This is a genomic window from Saprospira grandis str. Lewin, from assembly GCF_000250635.1.
GTDB classification, from domain to species: Bacteria; Bacteroidota; Bacteroidia; order Chitinophagales; family Saprospiraceae; genus Saprospira; species Saprospira grandis.
In genome coordinates this window covers 1-20,344 of record NC_016936.1, presented here as the reverse complement: position 1 = coordinate 20,344, position 20,344 = coordinate 1, and the positions used below count along the sequence as shown (strand labels likewise).

The following is a 20,344-nucleotide window of genomic DNA, read 5'->3' as shown; positions in this document are numbered from 1 at the left end:
TTGGCCCTGCAGGCCAAGGCGGCAAAGCCGCCTGCCCAATCACTTAACGAAATAAAGATTCCGTTAAATAAAGAATTAAAGATTTAAAGAAATAACGGAATCTTTAACACTATTAAATATACAAATTTTAATTGCTGATAAATAGTGCTTTATGAAAATTAAATTGCTTCTTATTGCTGCCCTTTTTTTAGGGGCAACTCCGCTTTTTGCTCAGTTTAAGTCTGCCTACAAGGCCCTCAAAAAAGGAGAGGTCGAAGAGGCGATCACACTTTTTGAAGCCCGTATCCTAGACCCCAAAGTATATATTGGCGTAGAAGCCGAATATCAGTTGGCCCGCATTTTTGCCAACCCCAAATACAAGGAGTTCTTCAATCTCAAACAGGCTTTTCAATATGCCAAATCAGCCCAAAGACGATATGCTACCCTAGATGCTAAAGGGATCCGCAAATTGCAAAAAAATAAGTTGAGCCATCTAGAAATTGAGGGCCTGCAGCTCCAACTTTTGCAAAAAGCCCAAGCCCAGGCCGAAAAAGAAAATAGCTATGCCGCCTATCAAGAACTCATCGAAAACTTTAAATTTCCCTCTCAATCTCATCGAGAACATATCGAAAATGCCCGAAATCAACGAGCTTGGATTCTGGCCCAAATGACTAACGATTTTAGAACCTATGAACGCTATTTTAGAAAACATCAAGCTAGCCTAGATTCTGTCTCGCCCAAAGAAGATAGCCTCTTCCAAATGGCGCTGCTCGATAGCTATACCCAACTCTACGGCTGGAGCAGCTACGGCAGTTTTGAAGAACGCTTCCCTAAAAATAAGGCGATCCAAAATGAACAGGCCGCCGAAGATTTTATCAAAATTGCCAATAGTACAAACATCCGCGATTTTGAAACCTATCGCCTGGGCCACCCCAAAGGCTATTGGTCCGATTTGGCCTATCTCTATATTTATCGCCTCAGTATGCAAAAAGCCGATATCTTTAGCCTAGATGCCTTTGCCCGAAAACACAAGGATTATGTGGCCCAAAAAGAAAGCTTCTGGCAGTTTTTCTGGCAGGTCTATAAGGCCGCCAAAGGCCCAGAGGCCAAAGAAGAGTTTCTGCAAAATTATCCAATCACCCAAAATTTTAAATTAAATTGGTAAAGGGTTTTTATTAGTCCCTCAACTTTTTCCTGTTAAATTTTAAGGCAGAAAAAAGAGCTTATTGGGCCGCTTTTTAGCGGCCTCAAAACAGGAAAAACAAGCGACAAAATAGAGCCAAAAAAGAACCGAAATACAGCAAAAGGGGAGCCCTGATTTTTTAGGCGCTCCCCTTTTCTATTCTGCTTTTTTCGGCCCCCTTAGGCCTCCCTTTGGCCCAGCGCTGCGCAGCGGTGGCCCGAAGGGCCAGACCCAGGCGGCGCAGCCGCCGCAGGGCCGAGCAGACCTGCGAGCCGCGTAGCATAGCGGCGGCCGACCTAGCCAAAGGCTAGCCGGCCGCGGGCCCCAAATCCTAAATAATAAAATACAGTTTTTAGTTAACTGGCTGTTTTATAGCTGTTTGTGTCAATAAAGAAATCTTTAATTAAAGATTTAACGAAATAAAGATTCCGTTAATTAAAGAAATAACGGAATCTTTATTTCTTTATCGCCAAACGCTCGGCTTCAATTTGGGCCAAAGCCTCTTTTGCGGCAGGAGTGGGATAGGCCCCATCAAGACAAGCCATGCAGAAACCAGCATGCTCGAAAATAGCTTTTAGGTCCTCTAATTTTTGATAAATCAAGGCATCGGCCCCAATGTAATCGCAGATCTCTTCATCACTGCGGCCCACCGCCAGTAACTCTGTACTCACCGACATATCAATGCCATAAATACAAGGGTGCTTGATGGCTGGCGCCGCCGAAACAAAATAGACTTTTTCGGCCCCAGCTTCTCGCAAAATTTGGACGATCCGCTTGGAGGTGGTGCCCCGAACAATAGAATCATCGACCACCAATAATTTTTTCCCCTTGATGGTCCTTGCTATAGGATTGAGCTTGCGTTTAACTAGGGCTTCTCGCTCTACCTGTGAAGGCGAAATAAAACTGCGGCCAATATAATTGCTTTTGACTAAGCCTCTTTTGTACGGAATGTCTAAGGCCTCGGCCAAGCCCGATGCAGCAAAATAGCCCGAGCTAGGCACATCAATAACCATATCGGCTTCTAGGCCCATTTCTCGAACTTTTTGGGCCAGCATTCTGCCCATCTTCACTCTTTGGCCCGCTACTAATTTGCCCTGCAGCTCGCTATCTTCTCGGGCAAAGTAGATAAACTCAAATACACAGAATTTATCGGCCGTTTTATGGCCCAAGCTGCTATGCAATTGGCGATTTTCATCAATAAAGACAATTTCTCCCGCCTTCAATTCTCGAATGGGCGTATAGCCCAAATGATCAAAACAAACGCTTTCCGAAGCAAAACCATAAACGGGCTGCCCATCAGGCCCTTCTTTTTGGCCCAAAACCAAGGGCCGAATCCCATTGGGGTCGCAAAAGGCCAAAAGTCCATGATTGGCAATGGCCGCAATGACCGAATAAGCCCCATGGACCTTTTTTTGGGTCTCACTAACGGCATCAAATATATCGGCTGGACCAATTTGGGCCAGGTCTTTTTTATTCAATTCCGAGCTAAAAGTATAGAGCAAAAGCTCTAGGTCATTGCTGGTCGCTGGCAAAATATGATACTCCTTATACAAGCGATTATGCACTTCTTCAAAGTTGCTCACATTGCCGTTGTGCACCATCGCAATCCCAAAAGGATAGTTGGCCGCAATGGGCTGGGCGTTAATGAGTTCATTGCTGCCATGGGTGGTGTAACGCACATGCCCCAAACCAATATTTCCCCGCAAACGATCGGCATGCCGCTGCGCAAAAACATCATTGACTAAGCCCAATCCCTTTTTGATATGAAAGCTTTTTTCAAAGGTAATAATGCCCGCCGCATCTTGTCCCCGATGCTGCAAAGCACTCAACCCCAACATTAAGTCATAGACAATATTGGGCTTTCCATAAAAACCGACAATTCCACACATATTTATTGCTTGTTTTTGCTGCTGCTAAAAAGTTGATACAAGGCCTGAGGATAAAGCTGATGCTCTACCGCCAAACCTCTCCGCTCTACCTCCGCTAAATCTTTGACGCCCGCCAAATTTACTGGGGCCTGAGCGATTATTGGACCTGTATCTAAGCCCTGATCGACCAAATGCACGGTGATTTTTGTTTCTTCCAGTCCCTGCTCAAAGGCCCATTTATAGGCCCCCAATCCCTGATGAACTTGGGTGTCAGCGGGATGAATATTGACGATTCTTCCCGCATAAGCGGCTACAAAAGGAGCCGATAAAACCCGCATATAGCCCGCTAAAACAATGTAGTCGGGCCGATATTTTTCTAATAAATCCAAGACTTCAGCATCAAAGTCAAGGCGCTTTTTGCCCCGACTCGGAATGCAGTGTACCGCCAAACCCAAGGCCTCCGCTTTGGCCAAAACAGGCGCTTGGGGCTGGTTGGAAAAGACCAAAACGGCCTCGGCCAAATTCGCTAAGCATCCATTTTGCATGCTTGCCAAAATGTTCATCAAATTGGACCCCCGTCCAGAGGCAAATAGGGCTATTTTTTTCATTTTTTTGATGTTTTGGGGCCTCCGCAGCAAAGCTGCGGCGCTATGTTCCAGGGCTCGCAAGTCTGCTCGGCCCTGCAGCCGCCTATGGCGGCTTTGGTCTGGCCCTTCGGGCCACCCTTGCACAGCGCTAGGCCATGAGGGCCTGGCTGTGTTTTAGGCTTTTAATACTTTATAGACTCTCTGCCCAATATCTTTACGGTAAAAGGCGCCCTCAAAACTCAGTTGCTGACAAGCTGCATAGGCTTTTTCTTGGGCCTCTTTTAAAGTAGGCGCTTGGGCCAGCATGTTCAATACTCTTCCGCCACTGCTGCAAAGTTGTCCATCTATTCGACTGACGCCAGCATAAAAAACAAGGACTCCTTCAGGCATTTGGCCCCGACAAACTAGGGGCATCCCTTTGGGATAAGCGCCAGGGTAACCTGGGGCAACTTGGACCAGATCCACAAAGTAGCCCGGCCAAAATTCCATCTTCGCCTCAGCCAATTCCCCCGATAAACAAGCTTGCACTAAGGGCAAAAGTGGCGTTTTGAGCTGTGGCAAAAGCACTTCTGTTTCTGGATCCCCAAAACGAACATTGTATTCTAAGAGCTTGGGGCCTTCTTTTGAAAGCATGACGCCAAAATAAATAACCCCTTTGTAGTCTAGGTTTTCGGCGGCTAGGCCAGCCATAGTAGGGGCAATAATTTCTTCTTGAATTTGGGCCAAAATGTCCTCATGACAAGCTGGAACAGGAGAAATTACGCCCATTCCTCCCGTATTTGGCCCCAAATCGCCATCCAATAGCTGTTTGTGGTCCTGTGCTGGGGGAAACAATTTGCAGTTTTGGCCATCGGTAAAGCCCAAAATGGAAATCTCGTCGCCAATGATTTTTTCTTCTAATAAAAAGCGAGCGCTGGGACCATATTTTTTAATCAGCTCTTCTAAGGCGTTTTCCAGTTCGTCCATATTGCTGCAGACAAAAACGCCTTTGCCGCCTGCTAGACCATCAAATTTTAGGACCAAATTGCCCGAATACTGGGCGGCAAATGCTTTGGCCTCAACCAATTCTTGGCCCGAAAAAGCCTTAAACTTGGCGGTGCTGACCCCATACTTTTGCATGAAGTTTTTGGCAAAAATCTTTGAGGCTTCCAGCTGGGCCGCTGCCTGAGTTGGCCCAACAATTTGAATATTGGTATCTGCCCGAAAATAATCGACAATGCCATCGGTGAGGGGCTGTTCTGGCCCCACAAAAATATAATCGATTTGCTGAGCTTGGCTATATTGGGCCAAAGCTTCAAAGTCTTGAATATCAATAGCGGCTGAATTGGGAATGCCCGCATTCCCGGGCCAGCAAAAAACATTTTCTTGCCCCAATTCTTGGGCAAATTTCCAGCTTAGGGCATGTTCTCTGCCCCCACTTCCTAAAATGGCAATACGCATAGATCAAGAATATTTATCAATGTCGTTTAGAGAATGAAATCTGGCTGAGGGGCTGTAGCAGGGCCGCCGAAGGCGGCAGACCAAAGGCTTTTGTAGCGAAGCGAAAAAGCCTGCAGGGCCGAGCAAACCTGCGAGCTGCGAAATGGCCCGACCCGCCCAAAGGGCGGGGCAGCCCCAAATCCTACTGCTTTAAAAGCGTCTGCGTTTGTTCCAAAACGAGCTCACAAATGCGAATGGCATCGCCTACATAAGTATCTGGGCGCAGGGCCTTACAGCGGTTTTTAATCTCTTCAGAAATATCGAGTCCGTCCACCAAGGCAAAAAGGCTGTCTAGGGTGGGTTTTTTGCCTCGAGAAGCGGCCTTGAGGAGATTATAAGGATCTTCTACGCCAGCAATTTTGAGAATGGTTTGGATGGGCTCGGCCAAAAGCTCCGGACTTTGGTCCAAAACGGCCGCGCATTGGGCCTCATTTACGGCCAATTTATTCAATCCTCTCAAGGTCTCGCCGATGGCCATATAGGCATGGGCCAGGGCCACGCCCATATTACGCTCCACCGTAGAGTCGGAAAGGTCTCGCTGCATTCTGGAGCGGCAAAGTTTATCGGAAAGCACCGTCAACAGGCCATTAGAGAGCATCATATTGCCCTCGCTATTTTCAAAATTGATCGGGTTGACCTTATGTGGCATAGTCGAAGAGCCGACCTCGCCAGCCTTGCTGCGCTCATAAAAAAGCTCATAAGAAATATAGAGCCAGCAATCGACATCTAGGTCCATAACGATATTGTTGAGGCGGCGACTGAGATCGAAGTATTCGGCCCAGCTATCATGATCCTCAATTTGAGTGGTGGCCAAGTTCAATGCAAAGCCTTCTTGGGCCAAGAAATTTTGGGCAAAATCTAGCCAATCCACCTCTGGAAAAGCGGCCAACATGGCCGAATAATTACCCACAGCCCCGCTCAATTTGGCATAAAAGCGATGATTTTTCAGCTTTTCATAAACCCGAGCGATGCGATTGATATAAACCGCCAACTCTTTGCCCACCGTAGAAGGCGAAGCTTTTTGTCCATGGGTTTTTGTGGGAAAAGGGATGCTTTTCCAATCTTCGGCCAATTGCATAAGCTTTTGCAAAAGCTGCTCAATTTGAGGCAATTGGACCTCTTCCAAATAGCCTTTGAGCATATAATTGTAGGCCATATTATTGGCATCCTCAGAGGTCAGGGCAAAATGAAAAAGTTGGTCCTGACTGATCTGGGTTTTCTCTCGCAAGAAGATTTCGCAAGCCTTGACATCATGCATTGTTTTTCGCTCAATGGCTTTGATGGCCTGATAATCTTCTTCTGAAAAATGCTCGATGAGGGCTTCTAGTCGCTGCCGTTCTTGGGCAGAAAGGGCCGGAAAAATGCCCAGTTTATCTAGGGCCAAAGCGTAGCGCAATTCTAGTTTGCAGCGATTGTACATCAAGGCAAATTCAGAAAAATAGTCGCCATGTTGGGGTAGTTTTCGGGCATAGCGCCCATCTAAAGGAGAGATCGCTTTATGATTCATAGTTTATTTTAATTCTACAGTGGGAAGCTGCTCCACTAAGCCAGCTTTTAATAGATTTTTGGCCATTCTTTGGGCCGGTTCTTCGCTTGAGGGCGACCATTTTTCGCCTACAATACACTCATAAATTTCACGATAGCGGCGACTAGTTTCTTGGGCGACCGATTCGGGCAGTTCTTGAGGCAATTGGCCCTCAATTTTATTGGCCAACATCCATTGCCGCAAAAATTCCTTATCGAGCTGCTCGACGATCAAGGGATCTTTTTCATAATCGGCCTGCCGCCAAAATCGAGAAGAATCTGGGGTGTGGATTTCATCAATCAAAATGATTTGATCGCCAATTTTGCCAAATTCATATTTGGTATCGACCAGCAAAATGCCTTTTTGGGCCAAATATTCTTGCCCAAAAGCAAAAAGCGCCAAGGCTTTTTCGGCCAAATAATCCCATTCCTCAGCAGTAGCTAGGCCTGCGGCAATGATTTCGGCTGGACTCATTTCCTCATCATTTTCCGTTTTGGCGGTGGGGGTCAAAATCGGCTGCTCAAAAGCCTGATTTTTGCGCAGGCCATCGGGCAATTCTAGGCCCGAAAATAGGCGTTTGCCCTCCGCATAATCTCGCCAAATGGAGCCCGTCAAATAGGCGCGGACCACCAACTCAATTTTGAAGCTTTTGGCCTCTTTAACCAAGGTCAAATTGGGGTCAATTTGGGCCAAAAAATGATTGGGAATAATCTGCTGCGTTTGCTGCATCCAAAAGTTGGCAAGGCTATTTAGTATGGCCCCTTTTTCTGGAATTGCCGTCTTGATTTTCAGATTAAAAGCAGAAATTCGATCACTCAAAGCAATCAAACGCCGCTGCTCATCTACCCCAAAACTATCCCGAACTTTTCCCGAATGCAAAAGCGGAAATCCGCTGATGCTCAGTTTTTTTATTTGCTGCATATTGATGACTGTTTTGTTTTTTGGGGCCTCCGCAGCTTTGCTGCGGCGCTACGTTGCGGGGCTCGCTATTCGCTCGGCCCTTCGGCGGCAAAGCCGCCTCGGTCTGGCCCTAGGGGCCACCCCTTCACATCGCTAGGCCAGCGGGCTGCGCCCGCTTCCAAACGCAAATGGACCATTTAATGCTTAAAATGACGCAATCCAGTAAATAACATGGCGATATCGGCCTGATCGCAGGCGGCAATTACCGATTTATCTCGGATAGAGCCGCCGGGCTGCAAAATATAGCGGATACCTGCTTGGGCGGCTAGTTCTACATTATCGGCAAAAGGGAAAAAGGCATCAGAGACTAGGTAGCATTGGCCCAAAATGCCAGCTACATCTTCTGCGCCTTCTCTTTGCAAGTTTTCTTTGGCCTTTTCAATGGCTAGTTTAGTAGCAACTAGGCGGTTGGGTTGTCCTGCTCCCATGCCCAAAATGCGGTACTGCTGTTGATTTACTGCTTGGACCAGCACAATCGCATTAGATTTAATGCTTTTGATGGCCTGCAAACCAAATTCAACTAAGCCTTTGGCCGCTTCATCGCTGGGAAATGGGCGGGCCGTGACCGATTCTTGTTGGTTATAGAGCGCAAGGTCTGCTTCCTGGACCAATAAACTGCCAGAGAGGTAGCGATAATCTACGGCCTTTTCAAGGCCAGCAATATCGAGCTCTAAAACCCGCAAGTTTTTGTGCTGCTGCAAGTATTCTAGGGCTTCAGCCGTAATTTTGGGGGCGATAACGACCTCTACAAACTTGCGTTGGCTGCGGTCCTCCGCATCTAATTGAAAAAACTCGGCAGTTTTGAGCTCTAGAGGTTGATTGAAGGCGATGATAGAGCCAAAAGCAGAAATGGGGTCGCCAGACCAAGCGGCTTCTAGGGCTGTTCTTTGGTCCATACTTTTGGCTAGGCCACAAGGATTGCTATGTTTGACCACCGCCACCGCTTGTCCACCTAATCCCTGAACGGCATCTACTGCGCCTTGCACATCCAAAAGATTATTATAAGAAAGGGCCTTGCCATGCAAAATGCGGATATCGGCCAAGCTGAGGGCCGAGCTATTTTCTCGGTAAAAGCCGGCGGCTTGATGGCTATTTTCGCCATAGCGCAAAGAGCGGCCTTGTTTAAAGCTTAGGCGGAGGCTCTTTTTGCCCAACTCTTCATCCATGCGCATAGCAATGCGGGCATCATAATCGGCTGTATGATTGAAGGCTTTGGCCATCAATTGTTGGCGGAGGGCTAGGCTTGTTTGGCCATTTTGGCTTTGGAGTTCGGCCAAAAAGCCTTCATAATCGCTAGATTGGACCAAAACGGCCACATCCTTAAAGTTTTTGGCGGCGGCTCTAATCATCGTAGGTCCACCAATGTCAATATTTTCGATTAGGGTAGGGAAATCGGCGCCAGCTTCTTGGACCTTTTGGAAGGGATAGAGATTGCAAACCACCAAATCAATGCCCTCAATTTTTAGGTTTTGGGCCTCTTGGGCATCGCGTTCTCGATCGAACAGAAGGGCAGAGCCAATTTGGAAAGAAATCGTTTTCATTCGGCCGCCAAAAGCTTCTGGATTTCCCGTGACGGCTTGAATATCGGTATAGGGAATTTTGGCCTCTTGGAGGGCTCGGCCTGTGCCGCCCGTAGAAATCAGTTCAACGCCTAAATCGTGAAGGCCTTGGGCCAAGGGAATCAAATTCGACTTATCGGAAACAGAGAGAAGAGCTCTTTTAATTTTGCGAAGCTGCATAAGAAGCAATTGATAGAAAAGTGAGAGAAAAATTAGTGGTCCATTATTGAGTATAGCAGGGCGCAAAGCGCCCGCAGGCCTAGCGATGTGCAGCAGTGGCCCTTAGGGCCAGACCAAAGCGCTTTAGCGCTGCAGGGCCGAGCGAACAGCGAGCTGCGAAACGTAGCGCCGCAGCTTTGCTGCGGAGGCCCCAAATCTTAATTCGCTTGAATATGTTGCACAATATTTTTGAAAAACTTCAGGCCCCAGCCCTCCTCAGAAAGTTGGGGGTTTTGGCGTTTCATTTTGGGCCAATTTGGGTGATTATAGAGGCTTAAAAAAGCTTCTGGATGGGGCATCAGGCCGAACACCTGGCCTGTGGGGTCGCAAAGTCCGGCGCAAGACAGCTCCGAGCCATTGGGATTAGCGGGATATTCAGTGGCCAAGTCGCCATTTTCTAGGCAATAGCTCAGGCAATTGAGTGATTTTGTGCGGACAATCTGCTTGAGCGTATCATCGCCAAAAAGGAGGCGGCCTTCTCCGTGGCGGACAGGCAGCGGAATAATATCGATGCCTTTGAGGAAGGGACTTTCGGAACCGGGATTGACCTTACAGTAGACCCAGCGGTCCTCATATTGGCTAGAGAGATTGGGCAAAAGGCTAGATTGCTGGGCAAAACTGAGGCGGGTATTGGGCAAAAGGCCCAGGCGCACCAACATTTGGAAGCCATTGCAAATGCCCATAATAAAATGGCCATTATTGAGGAAAATTTTGAGTTCATCGAGCAGGCTATTGCCGTTGGGAAGCTTTTTATATCGAATTTTATTGGCCATCACTTTGCCCGAGGCCAGATCATCTCCAAAAGAGAAGCCGCCGGGGAAGTGAATCAATTGATATTGGTGAATATCGTGGCCCTCTAGAAGGACCTCATTAAAGTGGTGGATATGGGCTTGGGCGCCCGCCATTTGGTAGGCGGCGGCAGTTTCTTCTTCGCAGTTAATCCCAAAGCCGGTCAGCACAAGAACTTGTACCATAATAAGATATTTAATATAAGGTCCAGAAATTAGAGAGAAAGCGTTTGCGACCAGGCCGTTTCCAACTGCTCATTGCTCAATTGGATCAGCTCCTCTTGGCCGAGCTGGATCGTCAACTGTTGGTCGTCGCTTACTTGGCCCAAGAAAAAGGCGGCATCGCCCATAATTTCTTCAAAAGCAGCTTGATTTTCGGGGGCGATAGAGACCAAAAAGCGAGAATTTGACTCGGAAAACAGCAGTTGCCAGGCCGTCAAATCGCCCAATTGGTCCAGTTGAATATTGGCGCCCAAATCGCCACCGAAACAAGACTCGGCCAAGGCAACGGCTAGGCCGCCATCGGATAAATCGTGGCTAGAGGCGATCAACTTAGCTTCATTAGCCTGCATGACCTTGAGATAAAGGGCTTTGGCGGCTTCTTTTCGGACCTTAGGAACATTAGCGCCCAACTCGCCAAATAGCTGATAAAACTCAGAGGCGCCCAATTCATTATAAGTAGTCCCCAATTGATAAATCAGGTCGCCAGGCATTTTAAATTCTGCGCTAATGGTCTGGCGAACATCCTTCATTTTGGCCGTAAAAGAATAGAGAATAGTGGGTGGGACCGAAATCTTTTGGCCCTCTGCCTTAAAGTCGTTTTTCATGCTATCCTTGCCCGAAGTGAGAGGGATATCGAAAAAGCTGGCCATATCATAAAGGGCTTGGCACATCTGCACCAATTTGGCGAGTTTGAGTTTGCCATCTGGATTATGTTCGGGATGAAACTCTGAATCGGGAACACAAAAATTATCGTTAATGGACCAGAAAATATCATCGTTTTCTGTCATATTGGGTAGGCGGCCGCCCACCGAAATAATTTGGCGGATTGCCTCATCAAAGGCGCTGGCCGACATCTGGTAGGCATCAATATCGCCATAGCGGGGAATAATGCCATTAGAGACGGCCACCCCCTGATAATCAGAGAAATCAAAGCGGAGAACGGCCGCATCTTGAGGGGCTTTCCCTTTGGCGCCCATCAGCGGCTTGAGAATCGTTTTGCCTTTGACCTCATGGTCGTATTGGCGGATAATACTTTCTCTAGAGCAAATATTTAGGCTGCTCATTAGGTCTAGGAGCAGTTGATTATACTCTAAGTTTTCGGGAAGCTCTGGTTCTTGGAGTTCTGGTTTTTCCCATTCGGCCCACATTTCTTTTTGGGGAACACCTTCATGCAAAAACTGCATACTCAACAAGGCAATTTGTTCCTCCTCATAGCGAATATCTAGATAGCCATCATTGGTGAAATAGCCAATATCAGAGAGCTCCACTTCATATTGTTGTGCAAGCTTTTCTAAAGCGGGCCATTTTTCTGTTTCCACCACCAAAGTCATGCGTTCTTGCGACTCAGAGACAAAGATTTCCCAAGGGCGAAGACCTGCATATTTTAGTGGCACTTTTTCCAATTGGACCAAAGCCCCACCGCTAATTTCGGCCAGTTCGCCCACCGAAGAAGAGAGTCCCCCCGCGCCATTATCCGTACTACATTTGATGAGTCCTTGAGCGGTAGCTACCCGCATAAAATCGTAAAGCATTTTTTGGGTGATGGGGCTACCAATTTGGACCGCTGACATAGGTGAATGCTCATCAATCTCGATAGAAGAGAAAGTCGCGCCATGAATGCCGTCTTTGCCCACTCTACCGCCGGCCATAATGATGCGATCATTAGCATCAATTGGTTTTTCCCAGCTATTTTTTCCCAGATAATCGTAGGGCATAATGCCCGCAGTACCACAATAGACCAAAGGTTTGCCGCTATAGCGTTCATCAAAGACAATTGAACCGTTTACTGTGGGCACGCCCGACTTATTTCCACCATCTTCGATCCCCGAAACCACCCCTTCCATGATTTGGCGGGGATGCAATTGGCCCTTGAGTAGGGTTTTGTTGTAGTTGGGTGGGCCAAAACAAAGGACATTCGTATTAAACAGCAGTTGAGCGCCCCCTACACCCGTTCCGAGTGGGTCGCGATTGTTCCCCAAAATGCCCGTAATCGCTCCCCCATAAGGGTCAAGCGCAGAAGGCGAGTTATGCGTTTCTACTTTCCAGACAAACAGATGTTTATCCGTAGCTTTAACCACTCCAGCATTATCAGAAAACACCTTAACCAGCCAATCATTGCCTTTTTCGGCCAAAGAAGCGGCCACATTATCGGTAGCCCCTTTGATAAAGGTCTTAAAAAGCGAATGAATGTCTTTTTCTTCGCCAGTTTCTAGGTTTTTATAGTGAATCAGGGCATTAAATTCCTTGTGTTTACAGTGCTCGGACCAAGTTTGGGCCAGTACTTCTAGCTCGCAGTCGGTCGGTTGGGCGGGCAAGCCTTTGGTAGCTCTAAATGTTTGGACCGCCTCACTGCCATAATAGTCTCGAATGGCTTGCATTTCGGCTAAATTGAGGGCCAAAACCATTTCTTTAGACAGTCGCAGCAGCTCTTCATCGCTCAAAGGGGCCAAATCAATCAGTTGACGCTCTTTATTGGCTTGTATTTGTACTTTAGGAACATAAAAAGGGCGATCAAAACCGCCTTCTTGGGCCTTGAAATAGCTAAAATGATGAATTAGTGGGTTGCCCAAGAGGCGCTGGGCCAAGGCCTTGAGCTCTTCGGCCGTCAAATCCTTTTCTATGAGATAGATGGTTTGGCTAAAAATGCGCTGTTCTTCTGGCTCGAAGGGCAAATTGAAGAAATCGGCCCAGGCCATCTGGGCCGAGCGGCCCTCATCATCTGTAACGCCAGGCAATTGGGCAATGGCCACCGCCGAGGCAAAACCCGCGGGCCAGCTTAATTGATTGATCTCGATTTGGTCCGTCAAAGGATCTTGGATACAAGCCTCTGCAAAGGCCAATAGCTGCTCCTCTTGGGCCTCTTCGGCCAAAGAAAAGAGCTGAGCCAAACGAATTTCGCCCGTTTTGAGGCCTAAATGTAGCTCTGCTGCTTGCACAATCTTCTGGCCCTGCCAATCGGCTAAATCGGGGCGCAGATAACGGAATATATGTGGGTAGTTACTCATTAAATTAGGTATCTGGTCCAACAAAAAAAGACTGCCCAATTTGGGTAGTCTTTTCTATGCTTAGAAATTGTAGTTCAATGTTTTTTCCTCCAAGACAATCTGAATATTGGGTGTAGCCGTAATTTCTCCCGCTCGAACTAGCTGATAAGGAGTATCTTGGGCCAAGGCTAAAGCAGCATCTAACTGCTCGGCTGGCAAAACGGCTAAAAAGGCATTTCCCATGTTCCAGTATAAGTAGGCGTCTTCTAAGGTAATTTCCCCTAAGCTCATGACTTTTTTCATCATTGGCAAGGGCGCAAAGAGATTTTCTAGACGAGCCCCCTTATTTTTTCGCTTAAGCAAGCGCCTGAAGTTATCGGCTATGCCGCCACCTGTAATATGGACCAAGCCGCTGGGCAAAATATCATGGCTTAACCATTTGTTGATGAGTGGCGCGCAAATTAGTGAGGGCGTCAATAGTTTTTCGCCCCAACTGCAAGTTTCATCATAGGGCGCATCCTGCCAATCTGGACCAAAGTTTTTTTCCATGATTCGCCTAATCAGCGAAAAGCCATTGCTTCTAAATCCACGGCTCTTTACGGCCACAACAACTTGTCCCTCTTCTATTTGGCTGCCATCTATGGGCTGCGCCAATTGCGAGGGCAGATGCCCAATGGCCGTAGAACACCAGTTGAAGTGCATCCCATCGCCATAGCCTGAAATGCGATTGCCCAATTCGGCAATTTCGCCTCCCGTGATGCTCACGCCCGTAAATGCACAGGCCTCCGACAAGCCTTTCATTAGCTCGTTGATGACCGCTTGGTCCAAATGATCTACATCAATAATATTGGATAAGTTGGTGGGTTCAAAACCGGCTGTGGCCAGATCATCGGCAACCATGGCCAACAAATCAAAACCCAAAGTATCGTATTTTTTGCTTCTTTCGGCCAACTCAATTTTGGTCCCGATTCCATCCGAAGCAATACCAATTCGCTCTTGGCCAAATAAAAGCAGATTCGAAAATCCGCCTTCTAAATTGGGCGCCAAAGCCCCAGCCTTTCCTGCTCTTTGCACAAAGGTCTTTTTGGCCCAAGCATAGGCATCCTGAGAACAGGAATTGCCCAAATTGATATCCATTCCGCTAGCCGCTTTCTTTTGCATATTGCTTTTTCTTAATGATTCAAAAATCTGGCTTTGGAAGAACTTTTTGTCTTTTTTGGGGCCTCCTGCCTGCGGCAGGCGCTACGTTCCGCAGCTCGCTGTTCGCTCGGCCCTGCGGCGGCTGCGCCGCCTGGGTCTGGCCTGACGGCCACTGCTGCACATCGCTAGGCCGCTCCTCTTTTGGGCGGAGGTTTAGCATTCTGCTCCGGCCTGCAAGCATTAAAGATTCCGTTATTTCTTTAAATCTTTAATTCTTTATTTAACGGAATCTTTATTCCGTCAATGGGGCCAATCGTCCTGATCTCCATCCGCCCAAAGCGGTCAATTTATGAGGGTTTTAACCCTCATTTATAAGGCATCGCGAAGCGATACCATATTGCTGTGGGTGTTAACCCACAGTATCGGCTAAGGGATGGACAGCAGTGGCCCGAAGGGCCAGACCAAGGCGCTTTAGCGCCGCAGGGCCGAGCAGACCTGCGAGCTGCGACACAGCCCGACCCGCCCGCAGGGCGGGGCAGCCTCAAAACATAAAAAACTGATAATCAATAGATAATTTTGAGCTCAGTCTTTAATGAGCTGCAAAACTAGGGATAATTAGCTAGACTAGCCCAAGGGCACAATTTGAATTAACAATTAGTTAAACGCCTAGGGCCGAAAAGCCCCCCTTTTTCTAGCAGAAGATGCTTACTTTTGCTTGCAATTTTTTCACAAGCGGCAGTGCATGCCTCCCTATCAATCTCTTCTCTATGGAAAAATTGCTGAAAACAGGCCTCACCTTTGACGACATTCTGCTCGTCCCTGCCTACTCTGAGGTCCTTCCGCAAGAAGTCAGTTTATCGACTCAACTTACCGCCAAAATCCAATTGAATATTCCTTTGCTTAGTGCCGCTATGGACACTGTTACGGAGTCTAGAATGGCCATTGCTATGGCCCGTCAAGGCGGTTTGGGCATTATTCATAAAAACATGTCCATTGCCCAGCAAGCCGAGGAGGTGGACCGGGTGAAGCGCTCGCAGAACTTCATTATTTCTAATCCATTTTACCTCAGCCCCGATCATTTTGTGCATGAAGCCGAAGCTTTGATGTCAAAATATCGAATTTCGGGGGTGCCGATTTGCGATGAGAACAAAAAACTTTTGGGCATTTTAACCAATAGAGATCTGCGTTTCGAGACCAATTTTGACCAAAAAATTGGCGAAGTGATGACCAAAGAGGGCCTAATTACGGCTCCTATCGGTACCACTTTAGAAAGCTCCAAGGCCATTTTGCGCCAACATCGGGTAGAGAAATTGCCTTTGGTGGATGAGCAAGGCCGTTTGGGTGGGCTCATCACGATTAAAGATATTGAAAAGGCCGAACGCTACCCCCAAGCCGCCAAAGATGAGCAAGGTCGTTTGTTGGTGGGGGCCGCTTTGGGCACCTCGGCAGATACTATGGAAAGGGCCGCGGCTTTGGTCCAAGCGCATGTAGATGTGGTTACGGTAGATACAGCGCATGGGCATTCGGCCAAGGTTTTAGCCACGATTAAAGCGCTAAAACAAGCTTATCCCGATTTACAAATCATTGCGGGAAATGTAGCGACTGCTCAGGGGACTTTGGCCCTGATTCAAGCTGGGGCCGATGCCGTTAAAGTGGGCATTGGCCCTGGTTCTATCTGTACCACTCGGGTGGTAGCGGGTGTGGGGGTTCCTCAAATTACGGCCATTTACGATTGTGCGCAGGCCGCTAAGGCCCATAATATTCCCATCATTGCCGATGGGGGAATCAAATACTCTGGCGATTTGGTCAAGGCCTTGGGTATGGGCGCCAGCGCTTGTATGATGGGGAGCATTTTTGCGGGTTGCGATGAGAGTCCGGGCGCTATGGAGCTCTACAAAGGCCGAAAATTCAAAGTCTATCGAGGGATGGGATCTATTGCAGCCATGGAACAAGGCAGCAAAGACCGCTACTTCCAAGATGAGCAAAAAAACAGCAAAAAACTGGTCCCTGAAGGCGTAGAAGGTCGAGTAGCTTACAAAGGCTATGTAGAAGACAGTATTTTCCAATTAGTGGGCGGTATTCGCCAAGGGATGGGCTATGCAGGCACGGCAACCGTGGCCGAATTGAGCGAAAAAGCGCAATTTGTCCGCATCACCAATGCTGGCCTCAAAGAAAGCCACCCACATGATATTCAAATTACCAAAGAGGCGCCAAATTATAGCCTAGACGCTTAAAGATAAAACTATGCAAAAAGAAGTCGTTCTGGTCCTTGATTTTGGGGCCCAATACAATCAACTCATTGCTCGAAGATTAAGAGAGGCCTCGGTTTACTCAGAGGTCGTTTCGGGCCAAATTACGGCCGAAGAGGTCAAGGCCAAAGGCGCCAAAGCTATTGTGCTTTCTGGTGGGCCCGCAGTTGTTTATGCAGAGGGCGCGCCCTCTATGGACCCCGCTATTTTAGATTTGGGTTTACCCATTTTAGGCATTTGTTATGGGGCGCAGCTCTTGGTTCATTTGTCGGGAGGCAAAGTAGCGCCAGCCTTGGCTAGAGAATATGGCCAAAAAGAGCTGCAAGTGCAGCCAACAGCTATTTTCAAATCGGTTCCCGCTCAATCTGATTGTTGGATGAGCCACACTTATCAAGTGAGCGAACTGCCAGCGGGCTTTGAAGCCATTGCGAGCACCGATCATTGTCCCGTGGCGGCTTTTGCCCAAAAAGAAAAGCAAATTTATGGCTTCCAATATCATCCAGAGGTCATGCATACGGCCTTTGGCCAGCAAATGCTCCACAACTTCCTCTATGAAGTGGCGGGCCTAAAAGGCGATTGGCAAACGGATAACTTTATTGAGGCCAGTTTGGCCGAAATTCGAGCGAAGATTGGCGATAAGAAAGTGCTTTGTGCCTTATCTGGAGGTGTAGATTCTTCGGTAGCGGCCATGTTGGTCCATAAAGCAGTAGGCAAACAGTTGACCTGCATTTTTGTAGACAATGGCTTGTTGCGTAAAAATGAGGCGGAGCAGGTGGAGCAGCTATTTCGCCAAGAGCTGGATCTACAGCTCATCTGTGTAGATGCCAAAGAGCGCTTTTTAAATCAATTGGCTGGCGTTAGCGATCCAGAAGAGAAGCGAAAACGCATTGGCGAGACCTTTATCCGTGTTTTTGAAGATGAGGCCAAGAAAATCGGCGAAGTGGACTTTTTGGTCCAAGGAACGATTTATCCAGATGTGATTGAAAGCGGGGCGGGACATGCTGCCGTGATTAAATCTCACCATAATGTGGGCGGTCTTCCCGATGTCGTCGATTTTAAAGAGCTGATTGAGCCACTTCGCCTGCTTTTTAAGGATGAGGTGCGGACCGTTGGGGCGGCTTTGGGCTTGCCCAGCTATTTGGTCAATAGACAACCTTTTCCTGGACCAGGTTTGGCCATTCGAGTAATTGGAGAAGTAACAGAACCCAAATTGGCCATTTTGAGAGCGGCCGATTATATCTTCCGAAGCGAAATTGAAGCCGCCGATCTAGAAGAAGAGGTTTGGCAATACTTTGCCGTACTCACAGGCATCCGAACTGTAGGTGTTATGGGCGATGAAAGAACCTATCATTATACTTTAGGCCTAAGAGCGGTCTCTAGTGTAGATGGCATGACGGCGGATTGGTCCAGATTACCACTTCCCCTTTTGGCCAAAATCTCTAACCGCATTGTCAATGAGGTGGAGCAGGTCAATCGCATTGTTTATGATATTACCTCTAAACCACCTGCAACAATTGAGTGGGAATAAATAGAAAAGGGCTGTGTATACAGCCCTTTATTTTATATCGTTTAGAACAATTTTCTAATGCAGCAGATCTCTAAAACACCATCCTTTTTCTGACAAACAATAGCGTATTGCTTAGGATCACTTTTGCGGCGGATAAGCGTATACTCTCCTTCAGATGCTATAGAACCCGCTTGTCCATCTGCCCAAGCACCAGTTGTAGTAGAAGCATTTTCTTTCCAATAACCCGCTTCAACTAATTTAGCGATAGTGGCTTCATCCGCAAATTCCCAGTCGTCTGGGAGTCCTTCATCTGTAGTGATAACAACTTGAAATCCTTTGCTGGCCAAAGCTTCTCGCTCTTCGATAGATACTTCAACCCAATCGTCTGGGAGTCCGTTATCGTGGGTGGTGACAACATGCAAGCCTTTCTGGGCCAAAGCTTCTCGTTCTGCCTCAGTTAAAATTCTGTATTTAGGTCCATCTAGATCATTCGATTCAGAAGGTTGAATTTGTGCAAAAGCAGTATTTGCTAGCAAAACAGCCATAAATAAAAATAAAATCCTCATAATTAAATATTGATTTGAGTTATTCAATTATCTAATTTAAAAAAAAATGCTACAAACAAAAATAGCGAACATTAAATTAGCCAACTGTATATACAATGCTTCTGGTCCAGCCTGCAGCAGCTTAGAAGAGTTGCAAGCCCTTGGTCAGTCTGCGGCGGGAGCTATTTTGTCCAAAAGCGCCACCCTAGCGCCCAGAGCAGGAAATCCCGCTCCTCGCTATGTAGATACGCCCTGGGGCAGCATCAACTCTATGGGCTTGCCCAATAAGGGCCATGCTTATTATTTGGCAGCGGCTAAGGAATTGGCCAGTTTTCAAAAGCCTTATATCGTCTCGCTTTCGGGGATGAGTTTGGCCGATAACCTCAAGATGATTGCGGAGATGCAAGAAGAGGAAAATATTGCGGCCATAGAGCTAAATTTGTCTTGTCCCAATTTGCCAGGCAAACCGCAAACGGCCTACGATTTTGAGCAAACCGAAAAAGTGTTAGCGGCTGTTTTTGCCCAAAACAACAAGCCTTTGGGCGTCAAATTACCGCCCTATTTCGACCTGCTGCATTTTGAGCAAATGGCCCAAATTCTCAATCAGTTTCCCTTGTCTTTTGTGAGCTGCATCAACAGCATTGGCAATGGGTTAGTGATTGATTGGGAAAAAGAAGAGACCTTAATTCGGCCCAAAGATGGTTTTGGCGGTTTGGGCGGCGATTATATCAAAGCCACCGCCTTGGCCAATGTTCGGCAGTTTTATTTGCTCTTGCGGCCAGAGATTTCGGTGGTGGCCGTGGGGGGCATCAAATCGGGCCAAGATGCCTTTGAGCATATTTTATGTGGGGCCAAGGCCGTACAAATTGGCACGCATCTGATGAAAACTGGTCCAAGTTGTTTTGCGCAAATCAGCGCCGAATTAACGGCTATTATGCAAGCCAAGGGCTATCAATCGATAGAAGATTTTCGAGGAAAATTGAAGACCGCCGCTCCTATTTAAAGACGTTCTGCCTATTGGCTGGAAGGTCTTTTTTTTTAGGGTTTGGGGCTGCCCCGGCCAAAGGCCGGGTCGGGCTGTATCGCAGCTCGCTGTTCGCTCGGCCCTGCGCCGCCTTCGGCGGCTGGGTCTGGCCTTCGGCCACTGCTGTCCATCCCTCAGCCGATACTGTGGGTTAACACCCACAGTTAGGCGGCAAAGCCGCCTCTAGCTGCAAAATTGGACCATAGAAGGAATAAAGATTCCGTTATTTCTTTAATTCTTTATTTAACGGAATCTTCATTTCGTTAAATCTTTAATTAAAGATTTCTTTATTGCGGTTAATATCTGTAAATCAATGGGTTAAGGTTTTGGGCCGGCGAGATAAGCCAAAAGTTTGTACAAAAGATGAGCGGACTAGCGATGTGCAGCAGTGGCCCGCAGGGCCAGACCAAAGCCGCAAAGCGGCTGCAGGGCCGAGCGAATAGCGAGCTGCGAAACGTAGCGCCGCAGCTTTGCTGCGGAGGCCCCAAAAAAACATTAAAACAACATCATCACAACTAATAAAACT

The 20,344-nt window shown here is 47.6% G+C and carries 14 protein-coding genes; 4 read left to right on the top strand and 10 right to left on the bottom strand.

Features of this window, described 5'->3' with window-relative positions; translation table 11 throughout:
* Positions 1-151 precede the first annotated feature (151 nt).
* A complete protein-coding gene (locus SGRA_RS19350) occupies positions 152-1,144 on the top strand; it encodes a hypothetical protein (RefSeq protein WP_015695514.1) in 993 nt (330 codons plus the stop codon).
* A 473-nt stretch (positions 1,145-1,617) separates the two neighbouring features.
* On the opposite strand, the gene purF is transcribed toward SGRA_RS19350, so the two are convergent.
* The 9 genes from purF to SGRA_RS19305 all read right to left on the bottom strand — a co-directional run bounded on the left by purF (position 1,618) and on the right by SGRA_RS19305 (position 14,514).
* On the bottom strand, positions 1,618-3,051 hold the full coding sequence (purF, locus tag SGRA_RS19345; RefSeq protein ID WP_015695512.1) for an amidophosphoribosyltransferase: 1,434 nt from the start codon (positions 3,049-3,051) through the stop codon (positions 1,618-1,620).
* A 2-nt stretch (positions 3,052-3,053) separates the two neighbouring features.
* Complete coding sequence (gene purN / locus SGRA_RS19340) at positions 3,054-3,638, bottom strand: phosphoribosylglycinamide formyltransferase (RefSeq protein ID WP_041330017.1); 585 nt, start codon at positions 3,636-3,638, stop codon at positions 3,054-3,056.
* A gap of 153 nt (positions 3,639-3,791) precedes the next feature.
* Complete coding sequence (gene purD / locus SGRA_RS19335; RefSeq protein WP_015695509.1) at positions 3,792-5,057, bottom strand: phosphoribosylamine--glycine ligase; 1,266 nt, start codon at positions 5,055-5,057, stop codon at positions 3,792-3,794.
* 181 nt (positions 5,058-5,238) lie between these two features.
* Positions 5,239-6,603 carry an adenylosuccinate lyase gene (gene purB, locus SGRA_RS19330; protein ID WP_015695508.1) on the bottom strand — a complete coding sequence of 455 codons (1,365 nt, stop codon included), beginning with the start codon at positions 6,601-6,603 and terminating at the stop codon, positions 5,239-5,241.
* Between the two features lie 3 nt (positions 6,604-6,606).
* A complete protein-coding gene (locus SGRA_RS19325; protein WP_015695507.1) occupies positions 6,607-7,542 on the bottom strand; it encodes a phosphoribosylaminoimidazolesuccinocarboxamide synthase in 936 nt (311 codons plus the stop codon).
* A gap of 176 nt (positions 7,543-7,718) precedes the next feature.
* Positions 7,719-9,320: a bifunctional phosphoribosylaminoimidazolecarboxamide formyltransferase/IMP cyclohydrolase gene (gene purH, locus SGRA_RS19320; protein ID WP_015695505.1), complete on the bottom strand. Its 1,602-nt coding sequence runs from the start codon at positions 9,318-9,320 to the stop codon at positions 7,719-7,721.
* A 197-nt stretch (positions 9,321-9,517) separates the two neighbouring features.
* Entirely contained in the window at positions 9,518-10,333 is an 816-nt protein-coding gene (locus SGRA_RS19315) for a phosphoribosylformylglycinamidine synthase subunit PurQ (RefSeq protein WP_015695504.1), read from the bottom strand.
* A gap of 29 nt (positions 10,334-10,362) precedes the next feature.
* Entirely contained in the window at positions 10,363-13,374 is a 3,012-nt protein-coding gene (locus SGRA_RS19310; protein WP_015695503.1) for a phosphoribosylformylglycinamidine synthase subunit PurL, read from the bottom strand.
* Between the two features lie 60 nt (positions 13,375-13,434).
* Positions 13,435-14,514, bottom strand: a complete 1,080-nt coding sequence (locus tag SGRA_RS19305) for an AIR synthase-related protein (RefSeq protein WP_015695502.1) — start codon at positions 14,512-14,514, stop codon at positions 13,435-13,437.
* A 746-nt stretch (positions 14,515-15,260) separates the two neighbouring features.
* Between SGRA_RS19305 and guaB the strand changes: the two genes are divergently transcribed.
* Both guaB and guaA read left to right on the top strand, forming a co-directional pair.
* Positions 15,261-16,727 carry an IMP dehydrogenase gene (gene guaB / locus SGRA_RS19295; protein WP_015695500.1) on the top strand — a complete coding sequence of 489 codons (1,467 nt, stop codon included), beginning with the start codon at positions 15,261-15,263 and terminating at the stop codon, positions 16,725-16,727.
* Between the two features lie 10 nt (positions 16,728-16,737).
* On the top strand, positions 16,738-18,270 hold the full coding sequence (gene guaA, locus SGRA_RS19290; protein ID WP_015695499.1) for a glutamine-hydrolyzing GMP synthase: 1,533 nt from the start codon (positions 16,738-16,740) through the stop codon (positions 18,268-18,270).
* A gap of 41 nt (positions 18,271-18,311) precedes the next feature.
* Here guaA and SGRA_RS19285 read toward each other — a convergent pair whose 3' ends face one another.
* The gene (locus tag SGRA_RS19285; RefSeq protein ID WP_148268506.1) at positions 18,312-18,842 is read right to left on the bottom strand and encodes a hypothetical protein; all 531 of its coding nucleotides are present in this window, start codon (positions 18,840-18,842) and stop codon (positions 18,312-18,314) included.
* A gap of 19 nt (positions 18,843-18,861) precedes the next feature.
* Here SGRA_RS19285 and SGRA_RS19280 point away from each other — a divergent pair, with 19 nt between their 5' ends.
* A complete protein-coding gene (locus tag SGRA_RS19280; protein WP_014372797.1) occupies positions 18,862-19,797 on the top strand; it encodes a dihydroorotate oxidase in 936 nt (311 codons plus the stop codon).
* Positions 19,798-20,344: the final 547 nt, after the last annotated feature.

Excerpts from the sequence above, each read along its gene's own strand:
- SGRA_RS19350 (WP_015695514.1), top strand. The coding sequence starts at position 152 with ATGAAAATTAAATTGCTTCTTATTGCTGCCCTTTTTTTAGGGGCAACT.
- purF (WP_015695512.1), bottom strand. The coding sequence starts at position 3,051 with ATGTGTGGAATTGTCGGTTTTTATGGAAAGCCCAATATTGTCTATGAC.
- purN (WP_041330017.1), bottom strand. The coding sequence starts at position 3,638 with ATGAAAAAAATAGCCCTATTTGCCTCTGGACGGGGGTCCAATTTGATG.
- purD (WP_015695509.1), bottom strand. The coding sequence starts at position 5,057 with ATGCGTATTGCCATTTTAGGAAGTGGGGGCAGAGAACATGCCCTAAGC.
- purB (WP_015695508.1), bottom strand. The coding sequence starts at position 6,603 with ATGAATCATAAAGCGATCTCTCCTTTAGATGGGCGCTATGCCCGAAAA.
- SGRA_RS19325 (WP_015695507.1), bottom strand. The coding sequence starts at position 7,542 with ATGCAGCAAATAAAAAAACTGAGCATCAGCGGATTTCCGCTTTTGCAT.
- purH (WP_015695505.1), bottom strand. The coding sequence starts at position 9,320 with ATGCAGCTTCGCAAAATTAAAAGAGCTCTTCTCTCTGTTTCCGATAAG.
- SGRA_RS19315 (WP_015695504.1), bottom strand. The coding sequence starts at position 10,333 with ATGGTACAAGTTCTTGTGCTGACCGGCTTTGGGATTAACTGCGAAGAA.
- SGRA_RS19310 (WP_015695503.1), bottom strand. The coding sequence starts at position 13,374 with ATGAGTAACTACCCACATATATTCCGTTATCTGCGCCCCGATTTAGCC.
- SGRA_RS19305 (WP_015695502.1), bottom strand. The coding sequence starts at position 14,514 with ATGCAAAAGAAAGCGGCTAGCGGAATGGATATCAATTTGGGCAATTCC.
- guaB (WP_015695500.1), top strand. The coding sequence starts at position 15,261 with ATGGAAAAATTGCTGAAAACAGGCCTCACCTTTGACGACATTCTGCTC.
- guaA (WP_015695499.1), top strand. The coding sequence starts at position 16,738 with ATGCAAAAAGAAGTCGTTCTGGTCCTTGATTTTGGGGCCCAATACAAT.
- SGRA_RS19280 (WP_014372797.1), top strand. The coding sequence starts at position 18,862 with ATGCTACAAACAAAAATAGCGAACATTAAATTAGCCAACTGTATATAC.